Consider the following 19,854-nt stretch of genomic DNA (forward strand, 5'->3'; position numbering starts at 1 on the left):
GAAAATTACTCCGAAACCGTTATTTCGAACATTTTGTCCCAGTTTTTTCCGGTCACGAAAATGGTTTTAGTTTTCGGATTGTAGGCAATGCCATTTAATACTTCGGCTTCGGGATTTTTTACCAATTCTCTTAAAGCCGACATATCCAAGATTCCTTCGACGGCTCCTGTTGTAGGATTCACGATGGCTATGGCGTCTTTTTGCCAAACATTGGTGTATATTTTTCCGTTAATCCATTCCAGCTCGTTGATGCTAGGAATTTTGCTGCTTTCGGAATAGACATTTACGTAATCAATCATTTTTTGGGTGTCGGGATTCATTCTCCAAATCTTTTCGGTTTTGTCGGTTTGGTAAATGTATTTCCCGTCATTGGTCATACCCCAACCTTCGATGTCTTTGTCGTAGGCGAATGTTTTTTCGAGTTTCAAAGTATTGGCATTGTAAATAAAACCAGTTTTGTTTTGCCAAGTCAATTGATACACCTTGTTGTTGATGAACGTAATTCCTTCGCCAAAATATTTGGAATCAAGATCCACTTGCTGGAATATTTTTCCTGTTTTGTAATCGTATTTTCTCAAGAAAGATTTACCGTTTAGGCCCGTGCTTTCATATAAAGTGTCTTTGTAAAATTCCAAACCTTCGGTAAACGAGCCAATGTCGTGAGGATAAGTATTGACGATTTTGTATTTGAGTAATTTGGGTTGAATGTTGGAAACCAACTCGATTCTCGTTGAAGCTGGGGCATTTTCTCCATTATAATAGACTACGGCTTTCAAGTTTTGGTAACCCAGTTTTTGGTTTTTTAATTCGAAAGATAATTTTTCAAGTCCTTTTTTTGAGCCAATTTTTGCGTCGTTCACGAAATAAGCTACGCTATCCACTTCTTTTGAATTTGGATTTAAAATACCCAATTCAATATAGTCTTGGGGTAAATAATGTGCCTGAAATTTAGATTCGTCAAAACTAAATAGGGTAGAATCGATTTTTTTTGTGTCGCCACAACTTAGTATTGTAATTCCTAATAAAATGAAAGATAGGAAGTTATAATTTTTCATAAAGTGTAATTTTGATAATGCAATATACGACCTTATTTTATAGTCGCAAAGCTCTTGCAAAAATATAAAATAGGTTGTATATTTGCGCCGGCAAGTCCTACACGACCAGCTCCTGCAGAATCCCCCAGGATGGGAACATAGCAAGGGTAAGCGGTTGAGCGGTGCGATGTAGGTCGCTTGCCATTTTTTTTATCATTGCGAGTTACAAAGCAATCTTTTCAATATTATTTATCTTCCTTAGGGAAGATTTTTCTATTTTTACCCCAATCTAAATTCAAAAAATGAGCAAAGTAGTTTTAATTACGGGAGGTTCTTCAGGAATAGGGAAGTCCATTGGCGAATTTTTGCACCATAAAGGATTTGTTGTTTATGGCACCAGCAGAAATCCCGAACGAATCCCGAACCCGGGTTTTCCTATGGTAGCTCTAGATGTCCGAAATACGGAATCGATTCAAAAGGCCGTTGCCAAAATCATTGCCATTTCAGGTCGATTGGATATTGTCATTAACAATGCCGGTGTTGGAATTACGGGTCCCATTGAAGAAATTCCAACGGAAGAAATCAAGAATAATTTCGAGACTAATTTATTTGGACCAATCGAAGTGATGAAAGCCGTTTTGCCACAAATGCGTTCACAAAAATCAGGTTTGATAATCAATATTACTTCTATTGCAGGTTATATGGGATTGCCGTATCGAGGCATTTATTCGGCTTCAAAAGGCGCACTGGAACTCATTACCGAAGCCTTGCGAATGGAAGTAAAATCTTTCGGAATCCAGATAACAAATGTGGCTCCGGGTGATTTTGCGACCAATATTGCTTCGGGACGTTTTCACGCGCCTTTGATCAAGGATTCCGCTTACGAACTTCCGTATGGAAACACTTTAAAAATGATGGATGAACATGTGGATAGTGGCAGTAATCCCAATGAAATGGCGGAAGCTGTTTATAAAATCATTCAAAATCCAAATCCAGGAATCCATTATAAAGTGGGCGCTTTTATGCAGAAATTTTCGATTGTACTGAAGCGAATATTGCCTGACAAAGTATATGAAAAAATGCTGATGAATCATTATAAGTTGTAATTTTGCACTTAATTCTGCGTGAGGGATTGAAGTGGAAATCCTTTTATTTTTTCTTTAAAAATAAAAGGTTGTAACGGAAAGCCAGACCCTTGGGGCACGCCCAAAATAAATTTAAAACACAATTAAACACAATTATATGAAATTTTTTATTGACACGGCTAATTTGGCCCAGATTAAGGAAGCACAAGCATTAGGCGTTTTGGATGGAGTTACTACAAATCCGTCATTGATGGCGAAAGAAGGAATTACCGGAAAAAACAATATTTTGAAACACTATGTTGACATTTGCAACCTTGTGGATGGCGACGTGAGTGCCGAAGTTAATGCGCTTGATTTTGATGGAATGGTGAAAGAAGGAGAAGAATTAGCGGATTTGCATGAGCAAATTGTGGTAAAATTACCGATGACCAAAGAAGGGGTTATGGCTGCCAAATATTTTTCTGACAAAGGAATTAAAACTAATGTAACGCTTGTATTCTCTGCCGGTCAAGCTTTATTGGCTGCCAAAGCTGGAGCTACTTATGTTTCTCCGTTCATTGGTAGGTTGGACGATGTGTCCACGGATGGTTTGGCTTTGATTGAAGAAATCAGGTTGATTTATGACAATTACGGTTACGAAACGCAAATTCTTGCCGCTTCTGTTCGTCACACGATGCATATTGTAAATTGTGCCAAAATTGGTGCAGATGTAATGACTGGCCCACTTTCGGCTATTTATGGATTGTTGAAACACCCATTGACAGATATTGGTTTGGCACAGTTTGTTGCGGATTTCGAAAAAGGAAATAAATAAAACATTGGACTGTTAAAAAAACAAAAACCCCACAAAATATTGTGGGGTTTTTGTTTTGTCAACCTGCGAGGTTGATTTTGATTGGGAATAAAAAAAAGGGTTATCCTTTTTTATGATGTAATTTTTTTTTACAATAATTTCCAAAGGCAAGTAATGTAGGGAATCAACTTTTTTTTGATATTCAAAAATTAATTACTTGTTGAAAATGACATTCTCTTGTTCCAAAACCCTTATGAATGTGGTTCTTTTTGTCAATTCTTTCAACTTGGAAGCGCCTACATAAGTGCAAGTGCTTCTTATGCCGCCAAGAATGTCTTTTAGCGTTTCGATGACATCGCCTTTGAAAGGAACTTGAACTGTTTTTCCTTCGCTGGCACGGTATTCGGCGACACCACCTACGTGTTTGTTCATGGCCGTTGCTGAACTCATTCCGTAGAATTTCTTGTATTTTTCACCATCAATTTCAATCCATTCGCCACCACTTTCAGTATGTCCGGCAAGCATTCCGCCCAGCATCACAAAATCGGCACCGGCACCAAAAGCTTTTGAAACATCGCCTGGAGTGACGCATCCGCCATCGCTGATAATGTGGCCTCCCAGACCGTGAGCGGCATCGGCACATTCGATAATGGCAGAAAGTTGGGGGTAACCAACACCGGTTTTTACCCTTGTGGTACAAACGGAACCGGGGCCAATTCCCACTTTAACGATATCGGCGCCAGCTAACAATAATTCTTCGACCATTTCTCCGGTAACCACGTTTCCGGCAATGATGACTTTATCGGGATATTGGTTGCGGGCTTGTTTCAGGAAACTCACAAAATGTTCAGAATAGCCATTGGCCACATCAATGCAAATGAATTTTAATTGTGGATTTTGTTCGAATATTTCCCCTATTTTTTTGAAATCATTTTTTCCGGTTCCTGAACTCACGGCAATATAATCGGCAATGTTTTCGGGAGCATTTTTCATGAATTCATTCCATTGTTGCAGCGAATAATGTTTGTGGATGGCCGTGAAAAGTTTTTCTTTTGCCAATGCCAATGCCATTTCAAAAGTGCCCACGGTATCCATGTTAGCTCCCATAATGGGTACTCCAGACCAAGTGACGGAACTGTGCAAAAACTTAAATTCCCGCTCTAACGAAACTTGGGATCTGCTCTTCAGAGTGGATCGTTTGGGTCTAATCATTACATCTTTAAATCCTAATTTAAGTTCATTTTCTATTCTCATAATGGTACAAATATGGTTATACAACAAATGTATCACTTTAATGAAAAAAGCGGATGATAATAACCGTTAAATGTTTAGGAATTGGTCAACAAATCTTGGCATATAAAAACCGTTTTCTGGTGGAAATAAAAAATCCGAAGCCAGAGACTTCGGATCGTTTGTAAGCTGCCCTAATTTTTTTATCCCAAGATGTGCGAGGCCAAAACCATGTGCACGTCATATACATTAACCGATTTGTTGAATTGTTTTCTGATGCTTGGTTGTGTTTCGCTGGAAACCCAAATTTTAAGTTCCGCATCCAAGTCAAAAGTGCCCGCTGTTTCGATACTGAATCTGGAGATGCTTTTATATGTAACGGATTTATATTCGACTTTGCTGGCGGTCAATCCTTGTTTTTCAACCAAAATCAACCGTTTGGTGGTAAAGATGAACACATCGCGAATGAGTTTAAAACCCAATTCTATTTCCTCGCCTTCAATTAATAATTTACCGTAATCCTTCATTAAACTTTCTTGGCTTACTGCTCCGGCGTTGCCTATCAATGCTGAAAAAAATCCCATAATTGTTTTTTTTATTTGTTGTTTTGTGTTTTGAGTTTGTTCTTTTTTGATACTTCAAAAGTAAACTTTTAATGGCAGTTTTGAAACATTATCATTCAATTAACACGGAAGGAAGGTACGGTTTTAATGTAAAAGAGTAATTTTACTGAAATCATGCATTAAATATGACAAATACAATTCCCATTTCTATATTAGAATTGGCATTAATTGCCCAAGACAGCAATGCTGGTGTCACATTGGAAAAAACAAAAGAGGTTGCCCAGTTGGCAGAAAACTTGGGATACAAGCGATTTTGGTTGGCCGAACATCATAATATGGCGCATGTGGCGAGTTCAGCAACGGTGGTTTTGATAGGATATATTGCCAGTCAAACCCAAAATATTCGCGTAGGTTCAGGCGGAATAATGTTGCCAAATCATTCACCGCTTATCGTTGCGGAACAGTTTGGAACATTGGAAACGCTGTATCCAAACAGGATTGATTTGGGCTTGGGAAGAGCTCCTGGAACCGATGCATTGACCGCTCAGGCCATCCGAAAAGATTTCTACGAGCAATCTCAACAGTTTCCACAAAATGTGACGGCCTTGCAAAATTATTTTTCCGTGGAGAATGCCACGGCAAATGTGCGTGCTTTTCCTGCTGAAGGCACGAATGTTCCCATTTGGATTTTGGGTTCGAGTATGGACAGTGCGGCTTTGGCTGCAGCCAAAGGTTTGCCTTATGCGTTTGCTGGACATTTTGCCCCGAGACAAATGCAGCAGGCTTTTGAATTTTATCGCGATAATTTTCAAGCTTCCGAGTTCTTGGCGCAACCTCATACAATGGCTTGCGTCAATGCAATAGCTGCCGACACGGATCAAGAAGCCGAAATCCTTTCGACCAGTTTGTATCAAATGTTCGGGAATTTAGTGCAAAATAATAGAAAACCTTTGCAGCCTCCGGTAGATTCATTGAGTCATCTTATGAATGAAATGAGTGAAGAAGCGCGTTTTCATGTCAACCAAATGACGGCTTGTTCGTTTGTGGGAAGTAAAGGCAGATTAGCTACGGAATTAAAAGAATTTATTCGTTTTTCCCGTGTGGATGAGTTGATGATCAGTAGTCCAATTTACAATCATCAGGATAAATTGAAAAGTTTGCGACTGCTCAAAGAAGTTATCGATGGGATAAATTTGGGCAAGTCGTAAATCAATTCCTGATTCATTGGGTTTTAGTAATCTAGTTGCTTTCAAGGATGTAAACCTTGTTTATCAAGTCCAGTTTGGGGAAAGTTTGCAGTAATTGGGTATAATTTAGCGAATCTACTTTGGCCATGGTTTCATTGCCATATCCTGAATATAAGGATTCCACGACAGACATTCCTTTTATGACCGTGCCAAAAGGAGGATACCCTTTTACCCCGCTGGCCATGACGGTATCAAGCCTTTGATTGTTTTTCAGGTTGATAAATAAATGGTCGTGTCTGGTTTCTTTTCCGGATCTGGCATAACTGATGGCTCCTTTTAAATTGCTTTCGCGAACCGGTTCGTCGGGGATTTTATTTTCTTTCCAAAGAGCCGTTTTTGTGGAATCAATAATTCCAAATTGTGCCACAAAGTTGGGAACAACTCTATAGAAAACGGTCTTGTCAAAAAAATGATGTTGGACTAATTGATAAAATCGGTCCACGGCTTTTGGCGATGCATCCCTGTGTATTTGAACATCAAAATTCCCTTTGGAAGTTTCGAATCGGGTGACGAAATTTTCGGGTGCTGTTTGATGGATCCATTTCGGTTTATAAACAGCTTTGGTGCAACCAATAAGTAATATCGTGATTAAAAGAATGATTGTGTTTTTCATTTTATTTCAAATTAAATACTCTTGCAAACATAGTATTTTTTTTCCTTCATATTGTCCATAAAGACTAATGTAAGTTTCTAATATGTTGATTTTCAAAAAAAGCACTGAAAAATAATGGAATTCCCAATCTATGTAACATTTGTCACAAATAGTACTCGATGGAGGAACTAAATTTGCCCAACAATCAATAACAATCCTTTTTAATAAACAAAACGATAAAAATGAAAATGCCCTCAAAAAAAACTATCCAAAACATTGCTTTTATGGCCTTTTTGGCTTTGCTGTTATTCAGTCCAATAGGGACTTTCGTGAAAGTGCAAATCAATCGTTTGTTGGCATTTTCGCCTAAAACCATAGCAATAACCGATCAAAAAAAACTGTCAACGTATCAATGGCAATTGATGGATAAAAATGGAAAAACGGTTTCTTTGGAAGAATATAAAGGAAAAATAATTTTTGTAAATTTTTGGGCTACTTGGTGTCCTCCTTGTATTGCCGAAATGCCAAGTATGCAAAGACTTTACGACGATTATCAAGACAAAATCGTGTTTTTGTTTGTGACAACCGATTCTTTTAAAAAAGCCAATTCTTTTTTAGTCAAAGAAAATTTAAACCTGCCCATAGTTCAACCGGTTTCCAATCCTCCTTTAGAAATGGAGTCTTCAACGATTCCCGCAACCTATGTCGTGGATCAAGAATCGAATGTGGTTGTGGCAAAAATTGGTGCTGCCGATTGGAACAGTGATTCGTTTCGAGAAAAATTGGACATCTTGCTCAAAAAACAATAAGATGCAATAATTCGTTTTTAAGACCGTTGCAGCCCTAGTGTTGGGTTATTGCACTTTTATATATTTGGCGCGGCAACCTTCGATACACCGATACGATAAAATTAGGGAAGTAGCATTCAATTCGTAATTGATGGTTAAATTCTGACAATTGGATGGATTTATGGTATTATTTGCTTCTGAATAGCTGCCTGTTGTAAAAGTATCCGAATTAATAGACATATCACATAATATTCCGTTTGAAATCACTTTATTGTCACTGATGAACACAATTTTTTTATTGCTGTTCACAGGCTGAAAAGTGCCGCTTCCATCACCTGGATCTTGCAACATTTCGGTTAATTTCCAGGTTCCAGCCAATGAAGCGGGAGTTAATTCTTGGTCGTTTTTATTGCAGGAAAATAAACTCAACAGTAGCAGTAATACGATCGATTTTTTCATAAATTTTAGTTGGTTAATATTCCATAAATATGGGGTTGTGTTTTTTGGTAATGTTAAGTACTACAACAGATTTGCCAAATCATCAAAATACAAGACCATTTTCCCATTAAGCCCAATGCCTAAATTCGTTGTAGCTGTTGGTGGTTGTTGTTTTTATTCTCATTGTTCAATTTCACACATAATCGGCATATGGTCACTTATTTTTATCCATTTATCAAATTGTCCAATTTCAAATTTTATTATTTTGTCGGTAAATTTTTGAGTACCAAAAATGTAATCAATATGATAAGGTCTAGTTGATTTTTTTTGAAAATGTAAAGTTGGTGTTGTTTCTTTGCCGTGAAGTTCCCCTGTAAATTTGTGATAAAAGCTTTCGATACCAATTTCTTTAAATTCTTTTACAACATCAGAGTGATTCCACCATCTGTCCCATTCGTCCCAAATTGTGTTGCTATTAAAGTCTCCTGCAATAATTGATTCATTTAATTTGTCTTTATTGACTTGTAAATATTTCCATAGTTGACCAATGTAACCAAAATTCGGCGAATTATTTCTGTGTGTCCAAACAGCAAGTAAGTTAAAATCCATATTTATTTTACAAGGCAAAAAATGCTTTACTGAATGGTCTTTGAATTGGTTAGACCAATTTAATTTTTCCAACTTAATCTCTGGTTTTGCGAAAATTGCTAGTCCTTTATTTTTGTTATCTCCAATCCAAATATAATTTTCAGCCCATTCTTGATATTTCTTATCTTTAGATTCGGATGGGTTTTCACATTCTTGAATAATATATATGTCAGCATTTAAGTCTGTAATGTTTTCAAACTTTTTTCTAAATGCTCCGTTACAATTCCAAGTTATTATTTTCAATTTTGTCTGTTTCGTTTTTATAATCACTGCCAACTTCTAGATTAGTCTGTCAAAATCAGACAAAGCCACCCATTTTCGGGTAGATGGACCTGACAAACCTCATTCATTTAATACTGCTAATATAGAAATAAATACTTACAAATCATTCAAAATAAAGGTATTATTCACGGCTAGTCTTCGGCATTCCATTTTCAATAATACAATCTAAAATCGAGTAGTTTGCAAAGCGCATAATGCTTTTGGTGCAATTCTTCCACAATTTCCACGACATCGTCCAGTTCTTGGAATAAACCAAAAAAAGCTTTGTCAAGGTTGCTGCTGCTTAATTGATGCAATGCCGTTCCATAGCCTGAAATCGCTCGTGCTCTCGTAACATCCAGAAAGTATTGCGCTTCTTCGTCACTTAAATCCAATACTTTGGCATTGGCAAAATGGATTATTTTTCCTCTCATTTTTCCTTCAAAGAGTTCGGCTATTTCTTCCAGACTGTAATGATAGTCGTTGAGGCAAATGGTGTTTCCCTCGCCTGGCATCACCAAATAAATAATTTCATAATCGGTGAAGTTATGGTCGTCATAAAGCAAGGTGCTGAGGCTTTCTTCCAATCCTTCGATGGTGTCGCAAGTCTTGTAAATGCTGGCAATACCTTGCTCAATAGCCAATTGCTCCAGGTTTTGGACGACTTCGGTGGTAGTGTTCGCTGTTGCATCGGGAACGGCTTCGAGACAGAAAATAAATTGGTCAAAATCCATATGAAATAGTAGTCCAATAATAATTAATTCAGGCTAGGGGATTCCGGTATTTTGAGGTTGATCTTGTTTTTCTTGACCATCAATAAATACAAGGCACAACCACCCAAAATAACCAACAAGGCAATTTGGAGTTCTCCCAAAAGGGTATTGCCTTTGTGTAGGGCATTTGACTGTGCTAATTTAGATTGGCCTTCCTCGATTTGGATTTGGGACAACAATTCCAGTGTTTGCAATGCCTGATTGCTGGTTTGTCTTAATTGTTGCCAATTATTGTTTTCGGACTGTTTTTCAATAGTAAAGCAAGAGGCCCGAAATGTTGTAAAAGCTGTTTTTTCTTTGGGAGTCAAAACCGTATTTAGATACAAACGATCGATGTTTTGAATGCGCAAAAGGGCAGTCTTGATGATTTCCTTTTTTTGGACATCGTCAAGGGTTGTAGCCAACGTGTTTGCTTTTATGAAATGCAGCGCATTGGCATACTGAAAGATGTAGCGAGCCGCAACCAATCGATCCTTGTGGATGGCATTGATATTTTCGTTGGTCTTCTTGGAGTTTTGCAGGGTATTGAAATTGCTCAATAAAATGATGAGCATGACAATCAACAAGACAAAAGCGGCTTTTGTTTTGTTGTTATATTTTTTTAAGTCTTTCATAATGATGGATTTTAAGACGAGGCAAGATAAGATATTATCCCGGATTTATTTAGGTTGGATAACGCTCCATTCCTTTAATTTTATTTCAAAAGATTTTCCGGCATTGGCAGGACTTGTGGACGGCAAAGTGACTAAATGATATTCGTTCTCCAACTTGATGTATTGTTTGAAATAGGCAGCAGCTTTTTGGCCGTTAAAGAAAATATGCTTGATGTTGGGATGTGTTTTCAAAAACGAATTAAAATCGTTGGGCACTTCGTCTTCAATGGCGCTGTCCAGGCTTCCCGGTCTGACACAAGCTTCGAGAACATCCCATAAAGCGATTCGGTTTTCCAATAAAATATTTTTTCGCTGTTCGTAGTCGGTCGAAAACGGGCTATTGTAAAGGGCAAAGATGATTTTCCAAAATGCATTTCTCGGGTTGCCGTAATACTGGCTTGCCGCCAAGGACTGGACGCTGGGCATCGTTCCAAGAATTAGGATAGAGGCATCGGTATTGGATATGGGAGGAAAGGAATATTTTTTCATTAAAGTAATGGTTAATGAGATTTCAAATATAGTATTAAAAATACCTACATTTACTCTTGTTTAGATTTTAATGAAAATTAGGAATACTCGAAAAACAAGTATTGGAACAAGATGAAAAAAAGAATAATTGGCATTATGGGCGCAATGCCCGAAGAAATAGAGGGAATAGTGGCTTTATTGAAGAATCCGATTGCATTGTCAATGGGGAAACGTATTTATTTCAGGGGACAAATAAACGGTAACGACACCGTGGTGGTTTTTTCGAGATGGGGCAAAGTAGCTGCCGCAACAACCGCCACCACTTTGATACACGAATTTAAAATCACGGAATTGCTCTTTACCGGAGTGGCCGGAGCCATCAGTCCAGAATTAAAAATAGGGGATGTCGTTCTTGGAAAAAGGCTCATTCAACACGATATGGATGCACGCCCCTTGATGGCGCAACACGAAATACCCTTGCTTTCCAAGACCTATTTTGAAAGTGACACCACGCATTTGGACATTACCTCAAAAGCCATGGATGAAGTATTTGAAAACAACTGTTTGCACGCCATTATCGAAAAGGAATATTTAAGGGAGTTTAACATTTCGCAACCCAAGTATGTTGTGGGAGACATTGCCAGCGGCGACCAGTTTTTTTCCAGCAACAAACAAAAACAAGCGCTCAGTACCCAGTTGCCCGAAGTGTTGTGTGTAGAAATGGAAGGCGCAGCGGTAGCCCAGGTTTGTTATGAACATGAAATTCCTTTTAGTGTCATCAGGACCATTTCGGATGTGGCAGACGATCAATCCCACATTGATTTTCCATCCTTCATCAATAAAATTTCCAGTAAATATGCTGCCGAAATTATTAAAAATATTTTCAAACAGATATAAAACTTTAAATGTTTGTCATCTTCCTGCAGTAAAATATCTAGCGACAAAACAAGTGCAAGCTATTGGAAACAAAAATCCCAAACACCAATTGAAAAACGAGTGTTTGGGATCAATTAAAATTCTCTTTGACTATTCTTTCAAAGACGCCATGTCAATTACAAAACGGTATCGCACATCGCTTTTGAGCATTCTTTCATAAGCTTCGTTGATGTCCTGCATTTTGATAAGCTCAATTTCAGAAACGATATTGTGCTCGCCACAAAAATCGAGCATTTCCTGTGTTTCGGCAATACCACCAATTAAAGATCCTGCAATAGATTTTCTTCCTAAAATCATTGGAACAGTGTTTAAAAAAGGTTCCAAACCTCCCAGATAACCCACCAAAACCAAGGTGCCGCTAATGTTTAGGGTTGCCACATAAGGATTCACATCGTGAACATAAGGAACGGTGTCGATGATCAAATCAAATTTTCCACTTACCGAATTCATTTGATTGCTGTCTGTTGAAATAATAACGGCATCGGCTCCCAATGCTAAAGCGTCTTTTTCTTTGCCGGGTGTTCTGGACAAAAGAGTTACTTCGGCACCCAAACCTTTTGCCAATTTTATGGCCATATGACCCAGTCCGCCTAAACCAATAACGGCTACTTTGCTTCCTTTTGTCACTTTCCAATGACGAAGCGGTGACCAAGTGGTAATTCCGGCACAAAGTAGGGGAGCAACGGCGGCCAAATCTAAATTGGCAGGTACTTTCAACACAAAATGTTCGTCCACGACAATTTTTTCGGAATAACCTCCAAAAGTGAAACCACCCAAATGTTTGTCCACTCCTCCATAAGTTCCCGTAAATCCAGTCAAGCAATATTGCTCCAAATCTTTTTTACAGCTTTCGCAAGTTTGGCAAGAATCGACTAAACAGCCCACACCTGCTATATCACCCACTTTTAATTTAGTTACTTCGCTTCCCACCTTGGTCACTCTACCTACAATTTCGTGGCCCGGAACTGTTGGATATACGGTAAATCCCCAATCATTTTTAGCCGTGTGCAAATCCGAATGGCAAACGCCACAATACAAAATCTCAATTTCGATGTCTTTTGCAGTCACTTCTCTGCGGTCAATTGTCATTTCTTTTAATGGAGCATCAGCTGCTTTTGTGCCAAAGGCTTTTACGTTTGTTGTTTTCATGACGATTAATTTTTTTTATAATTTTTTATATTCTTTATCACTTCCCGGCTCAAACTATTCGGTTTTATATTTGTCGTAATCTGTTATAAGGGCGATGTGACGCATCAAACCGATGGGGTTTACCGTGATTATCACAAATTATTTTTCCGAATGTAAAACAATTTTTCCGCTTTTCAACCCTTTGCCCGTTACGGTTAATTCCATTTTTCCCGCTTCGGTAGTCGATTGAACCAAAACCACTAATTTACCGCTGAACAATTGCATCTTTGGCAAATGAAATTGTTCCAATGAAGTGGCATCTCCATTGCAAGCGGCTCGATAGGTTCCTTTTCCGCTAACATTAAATTGCAATTGATTGGTGGCAGTGGGACACGGATTTCCGTTTTTATCCACCACCGAAACCGTTACATAGGACAAATCTTCACCATTGGCTTCCAGTGTGTTTCTATCGGCTTCGAGTTGTATTTGGTACGGCTTTTCGGCTGTGTGAACGCTTTCTTCGGCAACTGCTTTTCCCTCTTTGTCCAAAGCGACCACTTTTATCGTGCCGGGTTCGTATTTGACATCCATCCACATCAAACGGTAACGGTTTTGTGGCGTGGTGTTGTTCTTTTTCTGGATGCCCATGCTTTTTCCATTGACAAAAAGTTCAGCGCTGTCATAATTGGTGTAAACGAAAACGGGCGTGATTTGTCCTTCTCTACCTTCCCAATTCCAATGTGGCAAAACATGCAAGGTCTTGTCGATGGTATTCCAACGGCTTCGGTACAAATAGAAGCGGTCCTTGGGCAAACCTGCCAAGTCACTCATTCCAAAATAAGAACTTCGGGAAGGCCACTTCTCATCATAAGGAGTTGGCTCGCCCAAATAATCAAAACCGGTCCAGACAAATTCGCCAATAACCCAAGGTTTGTCGTCTTGCAAAATAAAATCGTCTTCAGGCAAATTAGACCAACTGCAGTATTCTAAATCATAAGAAGACGATTGAAAATCAGGATATTCTTTTGATACTGCTTTTACTGCCGGAAATTTATAAACACCTCGGGAACTCACCGTTGAAGCAGTTTCGGAACCCAATATAAATCCTTGGGGGAATTTTTTGAAAGCTTCTTCATACAAATGTACCCTGTAATTCAACCCAGGAATATCCATTAATGCTCCAAAACCCGATTCCATCGTGGCTTTTACTTGGTCCATTCCCACGGTTACCGATCGCGTTGGGTCTTCTCGATGAAAAATATCTTGCAGCCATTTGGCTCGTTTTACACCTTCTTCGCCCCATTGATCCGGGACTTCGTTGCCGGAACTCCACATCACTATGGACGGATGGTTGCGGGTGGCGTGAACCAAGTTGACGATGTCTTTTTCGGCATCCGTTTCAAAAAAACGATTGTAGCCATTTTTTACTTTGGGTTTGGCCCATTCGTCAAAACTTTCGGCCAGAAACATGAAACCCATTTCGTCACACAATTCGAGTTGTTCCAATGACGGCATGTTGTGCGAACTGCGAATGGCGTCGCAACCCAAATCTTTTAGAATCGTCAATTGTCTGCGCAAGGCGGATTTGTTGATTGCGGTGCCAATTGGACCCAAATCGTGGTGCAAACAAACGCCTTTGAACTTGCGTATTTTTCCATTCAAACTGAACCCTTTGTTGGGTTCGAATTTAATGGTTCGAATGCCGAATTTTGTGGTGGTTTCGTCTTTTGGTTTTCCGTCAACATAGAGTTGGGATACGGCTGTGTAGAGATAGGGCGTTTCTGGACTCCACAACTGCGGATTTTTTACGGCAATATTCTGGTCGAATTCATTGCCAAAAAGCACCTCCGATTCATTTACGGCCACTTCTTTTCCGGAGGCGTCTTTAATTTTGGTAACGATACGCAGATTTTCGCCAGTAACTTTGGTTTTGATGTTCACTTTTGCCAAATCGTCGGTAACGACTGGAGTGGTCACGAAAGTGCCCCATTGATCGATGCTTTCCTTGTTTTTGACAATCAGTTTTACTTTTCGGTACAAGCCAGCTCCGGGATACCAACGCGAAGATTCGCCGAGATTGGATAAATGCACTGCCAAATTATTTTTGCCATTGGCAGCCAAAAAATCGGTGATGTCGAAGTAAAAATAATTGTAACCATAGTTCCATTCGCCCACTTTTTTGCCATTTAAAAATACTTTAGGCTCGCTCATGGCACCTTCAAAAAGGAGTATTACTTTCTTGTTTTTGTCGAAATTGGGAACCGAAAACTGATTTCTGTACCAAGCTTCGCCGATATAGGGCAAGGCTCCTGTTCGCCCCGTTTTTTCGGTGGCTACATTTTCACCGTTTTGAACAATGGCGGTGGTTTGCTTGTCGATTTCTTTGTCGAATGGACCGTAAATGGCCCAATCGTGAGGGACGCTAACGGTTTGCCATTTCGAATCGTTAAAATTATTTTCGAAAGCCTTTTCGTTCTTGCCTTTGGCAAATTTCCATCCATTGTTTAGTTCAAGGATGGTTCTTTCCTGGGCTTTGATGCCGGCAAAGGCGAAAAATAGGATTAGGGCAAAAAATGCAGTTTTATTGGTACTTATCATAAGGTTTTGATTGATTTTTGAAGGTTTTGTGAACTGGTTAATCTGCGTGAAAAATTACAATTACTGAATTTGTTTTGGCAGAGTTGTCAGGATTAGTTTCCCTAATGGCGGCATCGTGATTTTTCTTGCATGCTGTTTTTTTTTATGTTTTTTGTTTAAGGTTAATTAAAACCGGTTTGTATCTATTGCAAACCAATGCTGCATCAACGGATTTCAACTCTGTCACTTAAATGGAACTTTTCCTGGTTTCGATATTGTCCATTCTGTTGTTTTCGAAGTTTCGCCTGTAAATTTAGTAAATATTAGAACTACTATTTTCGGTTTATTTTCGACATAAATTTAGTTTACTTTATTCATTTATGCTTAAAAAAACGTACTCTTTTTTATCGGCTTGATGCACTCAATCATTTTCCAAAACTAGTGCCTTGAAAGCGACCTTTTGTCAACCCAATCAATAAATATTTTTTTATTTGATGACAATTGGGAGGTTGCTAACCTTTCAATTAGTTTAAGTTTCTTAATAATTTCTGCCCCAAGGTCTTGTGGCCAAATAATTATTGCAACTATGACATTCCCTGCCTATTTGCCATGTCAGGGAAAATTCGTGAACGCCCTGTGTATTGTCTATTTTTGAAGTATTCATGTCATACGAATAGCCAAAAGTGAAGTTGTTTATTTTAATGGAACCCATCAGGTTTACTGAAGTTAGAAGATGGCTTTGTTCATTTTTTCTTATGGGATTTGTTGCAGCAATGACTCCCAGAATGAAGGGATTAAAATGTAAAATACTGCCAAAATCCAATCGATTATATTCTCCTTGTTGCATAAAATTGGAAGTAAGCACAAATTTCGAATTATCCGGCAAGAACCCAAAACCAGGATTTTGGTCTAAATCAAACGAGTAGCCACTTTGAAAGCTTAAATTCATGTTCAAAGGAACTTCGCCTTCAGATTCAAAGGCAATATTGGGTGTGTTGAGATGTTTAAAAGAAACACCAAGCCAAAAATCCTCGTCATAGAGAAGAAAACCGGGCGAAATATCGAAGAAATTTATTTTGCTCTTGAGGTACAATAAACTTGGATCGGCACTTCCTCCGTTAATTCCTCCGTTGTCCACATTGATTTGGTCTTCGAACAAAAGGCTTTTGAAATTAAAATTTTTGGTTCCATAACCCGCTTCCAATCCTAAAATTAATCGCAGGCCTGAAGAAAAATTATCTAAATCAAGATTCAGGGAAGTAACGCCGTTAATTTGGGTATAATTGTAAGCTGTAAAAACTTCATGTTGGTTAAGAATGGTCAGTCCTAATCCAATATTTTGAAGATTCGAATCACTGGGACGGGAATCTTCCGATAAATTCCCCATGGAACCATTGAAAAAAGCATATTCGGTATCCAATCTTCTGCTACCGTCAGGCCATTGTGTTCTGTGCAATATTCCCGTGTTCAGCGTGTTTATGGTTCCTGTAAATGCGCCGTTTTGGGTCTCGGGAACAAAATAATATTGGGTAAAAACAGGATCTTGTGCCTTAACTGCCACGACAGAAAAGGTGGTTAACAGTATAGATAAAACAAGTTTAAATTTCATTCTTATTGCGCTTATTTTATTAATACAAAAGGGTGATTTTCATTGACAATTGTCCCATAGAAAGTGGCTCCGCTCACTTTGCAGTAGTAATTGCCGTTTTCAGAATTGGAGCCTTTTATTTTTCCATCCCAACCTCGCAAAACGTCACCTGTTTCGGAATAAATTAATGAACCCCAAGTGTCGTAAATATCCAGGCGGACATTTTTCAACCCCTTGGTCACGGGTCTAAAAGTGTCATTGAGCCTGTCATTGTTGGGAGTGAAAGCATTGGGAACCACCAGGACATAACCTTTGCCAACAACCAAAGTGATTTTTTGAATTTCGATGCATCCAAAAGGATAAGTGACGGTTTGCGTGACGACATAATCTTTTGGATTGATGAAACTATGCACGGGATTGGGTTCTGTCGAGAAAGTGCCGTCTCCAAAATCCCAAACCACGCCAATATAATCGCCGGTTGCCGTGTTGGTAAATTGTATGGGATCCTGGATCGAATAAGCGCCGTAAGTCGAATAAGCATAGGAATTGGCCGTAAAGGAAGCCGTTCCCAATTTGGGCACTTCCACGTTCAACGAATAATTGGCTTTGCATCCAATGGCATCGGTAACGCTCAAAAGCACCATCCCGTTTTGATTGGTGGTCATCATTTCATTGTTGGCACCGCTAACGGTTCCGCTAGACCACGCCAATTGATAGGGAGGGACCCCACCCGAAACTTGGGCTACAAAGGTTTGTTGGACGTATTTGGTTGTACAGTCAAATACGGTTTTGGTAAGCACTCCAGGCAAGAGTGGAGCAGGTCTATTGATGCTGTATTGGGCTTGTTGGGTACAGCCGTTGGCATCGGTTACGGTAACCAAGTAATTTCCAGCGGGGATGTTGGACAAATCCTCCGTGGTCGCCCCGTTGGACCAAGCATAAATAAAGGGAGCGGAACCACCTGAAACCAAAAGATTGATGGCGCCGGAATTGGCATTGTTGCAGTCCAAGGCATTTGTCAAATTAGCAGATAATACTAATAGTTGAGGTTCCAGTATAATGAAATTTTTTACAATTGTACACGGTTTTGAGTCAACAATTGTGACTGTGTAGGAGCCAGGGCCTAAATTATTTCTGGTTGTTCCCGCCGTAGAGCCATCACTCCAAGTCAATTTCACGGGAGCAATGCCTCCAACAAAATTAAGGTTGATGCTGCCATTGTTGGCTCCAAAACAACTGATGTTTTTTACCACGGGATTGACTGTAAAAAGTGGTGCTTCGGGAATGTTCACGGTGACTGTTTTGGGACAATTCAAGGCATCGGTAACGCTGATGACGTAATCTCCCGCCGAAAGATTGTTTTGAAAAGTCCCGCTTCCCAAATTGCTCCACGAAATTTGATAAGGAGCAACACCGCCTGTTATCGCCAGATTGATGGCCGCATTGTTGTCGCCATAACAAACAATCGGGGTCGTTGTCGCTTTGATGAGAATTTCGGGAGTTTGTGTGATGGGTATCGACAAGTTTTTGGTACAACCCAAAATATCGGTTACAGTCAAGTTGTAAGTTCCTGCAAAAAGACCCGTGAGGTTTTGATTGGCACTTGTGAAACCATTTGGCCCAGACCAAGCGTAAGTATAAGGAAAAGTACCTCCAATCACGTTTACGGTTATTGCTCCCGTTGGATCTCCAAAACACAAGATATTCGTTTGGTTCCCTAAACTTACTGCCAAAACGGGAGGTTCGGTAATGTTGAAATTCGCCGTTTTTGGTCCACAATTATTGGCATCCGAAACGGTAACCACATAATTTCCTGGACTTAAATTAGACAAATCTTCGGTTGTGGCATAAGGAATTCCGTTTTTTGTCCAATTGATTTTATAATTTAAAGTTCCGCCAGTTACACTGATTTTTATTTCACCATTGGCAGCATTAAAACACGTAATATCTTTCTCTAAATCTGTTGAAATAATGATGTCATCAGGTTCTTTGATAGTATAATTTTCATTAATTGGACAGCCACCCGCATCTGTAATGGAAAGGTTGTAATCACCTGGAGCCAAATTAGAAATGCTCGAAGCAGAAGAGGTAAATCCGTTAGGGCCAGTCCAAGAAATGATGTAAGGAGCACCAGAATTAAAAGAAATTCCGCCCGTAATATTGGTTTGTAATGTTCCACTATTTGCTCCAAAACAAGTACTGTTATTCAAAGCAACATTCGAAGAAATGGCTGGATTTACAGTGACCACAATGGTAAAAGTAGCACCTGCACAATTTCCTGAAAGAGGAGTAATGGTGTAAGTAACGGTTGCTGGACTCGTTGTAGTGTTGATTAAGTTTTGGCTAATACTGGTTTGTTGTGTCGATTGTGCCGATGCTCCCGTTATGGAACCAGCAGGTGAAATAGTTGGATTCGACCAAGTATAAGTTGTTCCGGCAGGCACAATTTCTGAACCTGAATTTACAGGGGAAATAGTGAAAGCCTTACTACTACAAATAATACTCGTTTTATTGGATATAACAGGTATTGGATTGATGGTAACTGTGGCTAAATTTGATGTTAAGCTGGAACATCCTCCCGTGGGTAAAGTAATAATACAATAGTAATATAGTGTTCCATTTATTAAATTCGGTGGACTATAACTTGAGTTGGTGGCTCCAGTTAAAAGAGTGCTTCCCGTGGTTGTGTTGGATGTATTGGAATACCATTGGTATTGAGGCGTGCCAACGCCATTGATGTAACTTACACTTAACAGGGTTGGGGTTTGACCCACGCAAATCGTGCTTGATACAGGTTGCGATGTAAATGTGGGAGCCAGATTGACAGCAACAGTGGCTGTATTACTGGTTGCATTACAACCTGACCCGGCAGATTGAGTGATGACACAATAATAATAAAGAGTTCCAACAGCAGTAGTCGATGGAGTATAAGTAGCATTGGTAGCTCCAGTAATTGCTATTCCCGACGTAGTATTGTTACTTGTGTTGGAATACCATTGATAAAAATAAGTAGTTCCAATTCCACCAGAAACAGTTACCACTAAATCCGAAG

General features: G+C 39.2%; 18 protein-coding genes and 1 other RNA gene. 6 read left to right on the forward strand and 13 right to left on the reverse strand.

Annotated features, from left to right (window positions below):
• Positions 1 to 5 precede the first annotated feature (5 nt).
• Positions 6 to 1,055, reverse strand: a complete 1,050-nt coding sequence (locus C0430_RS03000) for a glutaminyl-peptide cyclotransferase (protein ID WP_290865335.1) — start codon at positions 1,053 to 1,055, stop codon at positions 6 to 8.
• Positions 1,056 to 1,143: 88 nt separating this feature from the next.
• Here C0430_RS03000 and ffs point away from each other — a divergent pair.
• The 3 genes from ffs to fsa all read left to right on the forward strand — a co-directional run bounded on the left by ffs (position 1,144) and on the right by fsa (position 2,933).
• Positions 1,144 to 1,241: signal recognition particle sRNA small type (ffs, locus tag C0430_RS03005), an RNA gene on the forward strand.
• 95 nt (positions 1,242 to 1,336) lie between these two features.
• A complete protein-coding gene (locus C0430_RS03010) occupies positions 1,337 to 2,140 on the forward strand; it encodes an SDR family oxidoreductase (RefSeq protein WP_290865338.1) in 804 nt (267 codons plus the stop codon).
• Positions 2,141 to 2,276: 136 nt separating this feature from the next.
• Positions 2,277 to 2,933 (forward strand): fructose-6-phosphate aldolase, encoded by a 657-nt coding sequence (fsa, locus tag C0430_RS03015; RefSeq protein WP_290865340.1) that lies wholly within the window; start codon positions 2,277 to 2,279, stop codon positions 2,931 to 2,933.
• A gap of 192 nt (positions 2,934 to 3,125) precedes the next feature.
• Here fsa and C0430_RS03020 read toward each other — a convergent pair whose 3' ends face one another.
• Together C0430_RS03020 and C0430_RS03025 are read right to left on the reverse strand one after the other, a co-directional pair.
• A complete protein-coding gene (locus C0430_RS03020) occupies positions 3,126 to 4,166 on the reverse strand; it encodes a GMP reductase (RefSeq protein WP_290865342.1) in 1,041 nt (346 codons plus the stop codon).
• Between the two features lie 179 nt (positions 4,167 to 4,345).
• Positions 4,346 to 4,726, reverse strand: coding sequence for a PH domain-containing protein (locus C0430_RS03025; protein ID WP_290865344.1), 381 nt, complete (start codon positions 4,724 to 4,726; stop codon positions 4,346 to 4,348).
• Between the two features lie 164 nt (positions 4,727 to 4,890).
• On the opposite strand from C0430_RS03025, the gene C0430_RS03030 reads away from it, so the two are divergent.
• Positions 4,891 to 5,913, forward strand: coding sequence for an LLM class flavin-dependent oxidoreductase (locus tag C0430_RS03030; protein WP_290865346.1), 1,023 nt, complete (start codon positions 4,891 to 4,893; stop codon positions 5,911 to 5,913).
• 31 nt (positions 5,914 to 5,944) lie between these two features.
• Here C0430_RS03030 and C0430_RS03035 read toward each other — a convergent pair whose 3' ends face one another.
• Entirely contained in the window at positions 5,945 to 6,565 is a 621-nt protein-coding gene (locus C0430_RS03035; RefSeq protein ID WP_290865348.1) for a peptidylprolyl isomerase, read from the reverse strand.
• 221 nt (positions 6,566 to 6,786) lie between these two features.
• Between C0430_RS03035 and C0430_RS03040 the strand changes: the two genes are divergently transcribed.
• Complete coding sequence (locus C0430_RS03040; protein ID WP_290865350.1) at positions 6,787 to 7,353, forward strand: TlpA disulfide reductase family protein; 567 nt, start codon at positions 6,787 to 6,789, stop codon at positions 7,351 to 7,353.
• 45 nt (positions 7,354 to 7,398) lie between these two features.
• Here C0430_RS03040 and C0430_RS03045 read toward each other — a convergent pair whose 3' ends face one another.
• From C0430_RS03045 to C0430_RS03065, 5 genes are all read right to left on the reverse strand, one after another.
• Entirely contained in the window at positions 7,399 to 7,791 is a 393-nt protein-coding gene (locus C0430_RS03045) for a lipocalin family protein (RefSeq protein ID WP_290865352.1), read from the reverse strand.
• Between the two features lie 159 nt (positions 7,792 to 7,950).
• Positions 7,951 to 8,661, reverse strand: coding sequence for an endonuclease/exonuclease/phosphatase family protein (locus C0430_RS03050; RefSeq protein ID WP_290865355.1), 711 nt, complete (start codon positions 8,659 to 8,661; stop codon positions 7,951 to 7,953).
• A 191-nt stretch (positions 8,662 to 8,852) separates the two neighbouring features.
• Positions 8,853 to 9,413 (reverse strand): DUF6642 family protein, encoded by a 561-nt coding sequence (locus C0430_RS03055; protein ID WP_290865357.1) that lies wholly within the window; start codon positions 9,411 to 9,413, stop codon positions 8,853 to 8,855.
• A gap of 23 nt (positions 9,414 to 9,436) precedes the next feature.
• Positions 9,437 to 10,066 (reverse strand): hypothetical protein, encoded by a 630-nt coding sequence (locus C0430_RS03060; RefSeq protein ID WP_290865359.1) that lies wholly within the window; start codon positions 10,064 to 10,066, stop codon positions 9,437 to 9,439.
• A 45-nt stretch (positions 10,067 to 10,111) separates the two neighbouring features.
• On the reverse strand, positions 10,112 to 10,594 hold the full coding sequence (locus C0430_RS03065; RefSeq protein ID WP_290865361.1) for a DNA-deoxyinosine glycosylase: 483 nt from the start codon (positions 10,592 to 10,594) through the stop codon (positions 10,112 to 10,114).
• A 111-nt stretch (positions 10,595 to 10,705) separates the two neighbouring features.
• Here C0430_RS03065 and C0430_RS03070 point away from each other — a divergent pair, with 111 nt between their 5' ends.
• Positions 10,706 to 11,470: a 5'-methylthioadenosine/adenosylhomocysteine nucleosidase gene (locus C0430_RS03070; protein ID WP_290865363.1), complete on the forward strand. Its 765-nt coding sequence runs from the start codon at positions 10,706 to 10,708 to the stop codon at positions 11,468 to 11,470.
• 129 nt (positions 11,471 to 11,599) lie between these two features.
• Here the strand turns inward: C0430_RS03070 and C0430_RS03075 are convergent, their stop codons facing one another.
• The 4 genes from C0430_RS03075 to C0430_RS03090 form a co-directional block, all read right to left on the reverse strand.
• On the reverse strand, positions 11,600 to 12,658 hold the full coding sequence (locus C0430_RS03075) for an NAD(P)-dependent alcohol dehydrogenase (protein ID WP_290865365.1): 1,059 nt from the start codon (positions 12,656 to 12,658) through the stop codon (positions 11,600 to 11,602).
• A gap of 138 nt (positions 12,659 to 12,796) precedes the next feature.
• On the reverse strand, positions 12,797 to 15,235 hold the full coding sequence (locus C0430_RS03080) for a DUF4982 domain-containing protein (RefSeq protein WP_290865367.1): 2,439 nt from the start codon (positions 15,233 to 15,235) through the stop codon (positions 12,797 to 12,799).
• A 517-nt stretch (positions 15,236 to 15,752) separates the two neighbouring features.
• Positions 15,753 to 16,823, reverse strand: a complete 1,071-nt coding sequence (locus C0430_RS03085; protein WP_290865369.1) for a PorP/SprF family type IX secretion system membrane protein — start codon at positions 16,821 to 16,823, stop codon at positions 15,753 to 15,755.
• 11 nt (positions 16,824 to 16,834) lie between these two features.
• Positions 16,835 to 19,854: PKD-like domain-containing protein (locus C0430_RS03090; protein ID WP_290865371.1), on the reverse strand; the 3,020-nt coding region annotated here is incomplete at its 5' end.

Origin of the sequence: Flavobacterium sp. (assembly GCF_013823965.1) — a bacterium.
Taxonomy (GTDB): Bacteria; Bacteroidota; Bacteroidia; order Flavobacteriales; family Flavobacteriaceae; genus Flavobacterium.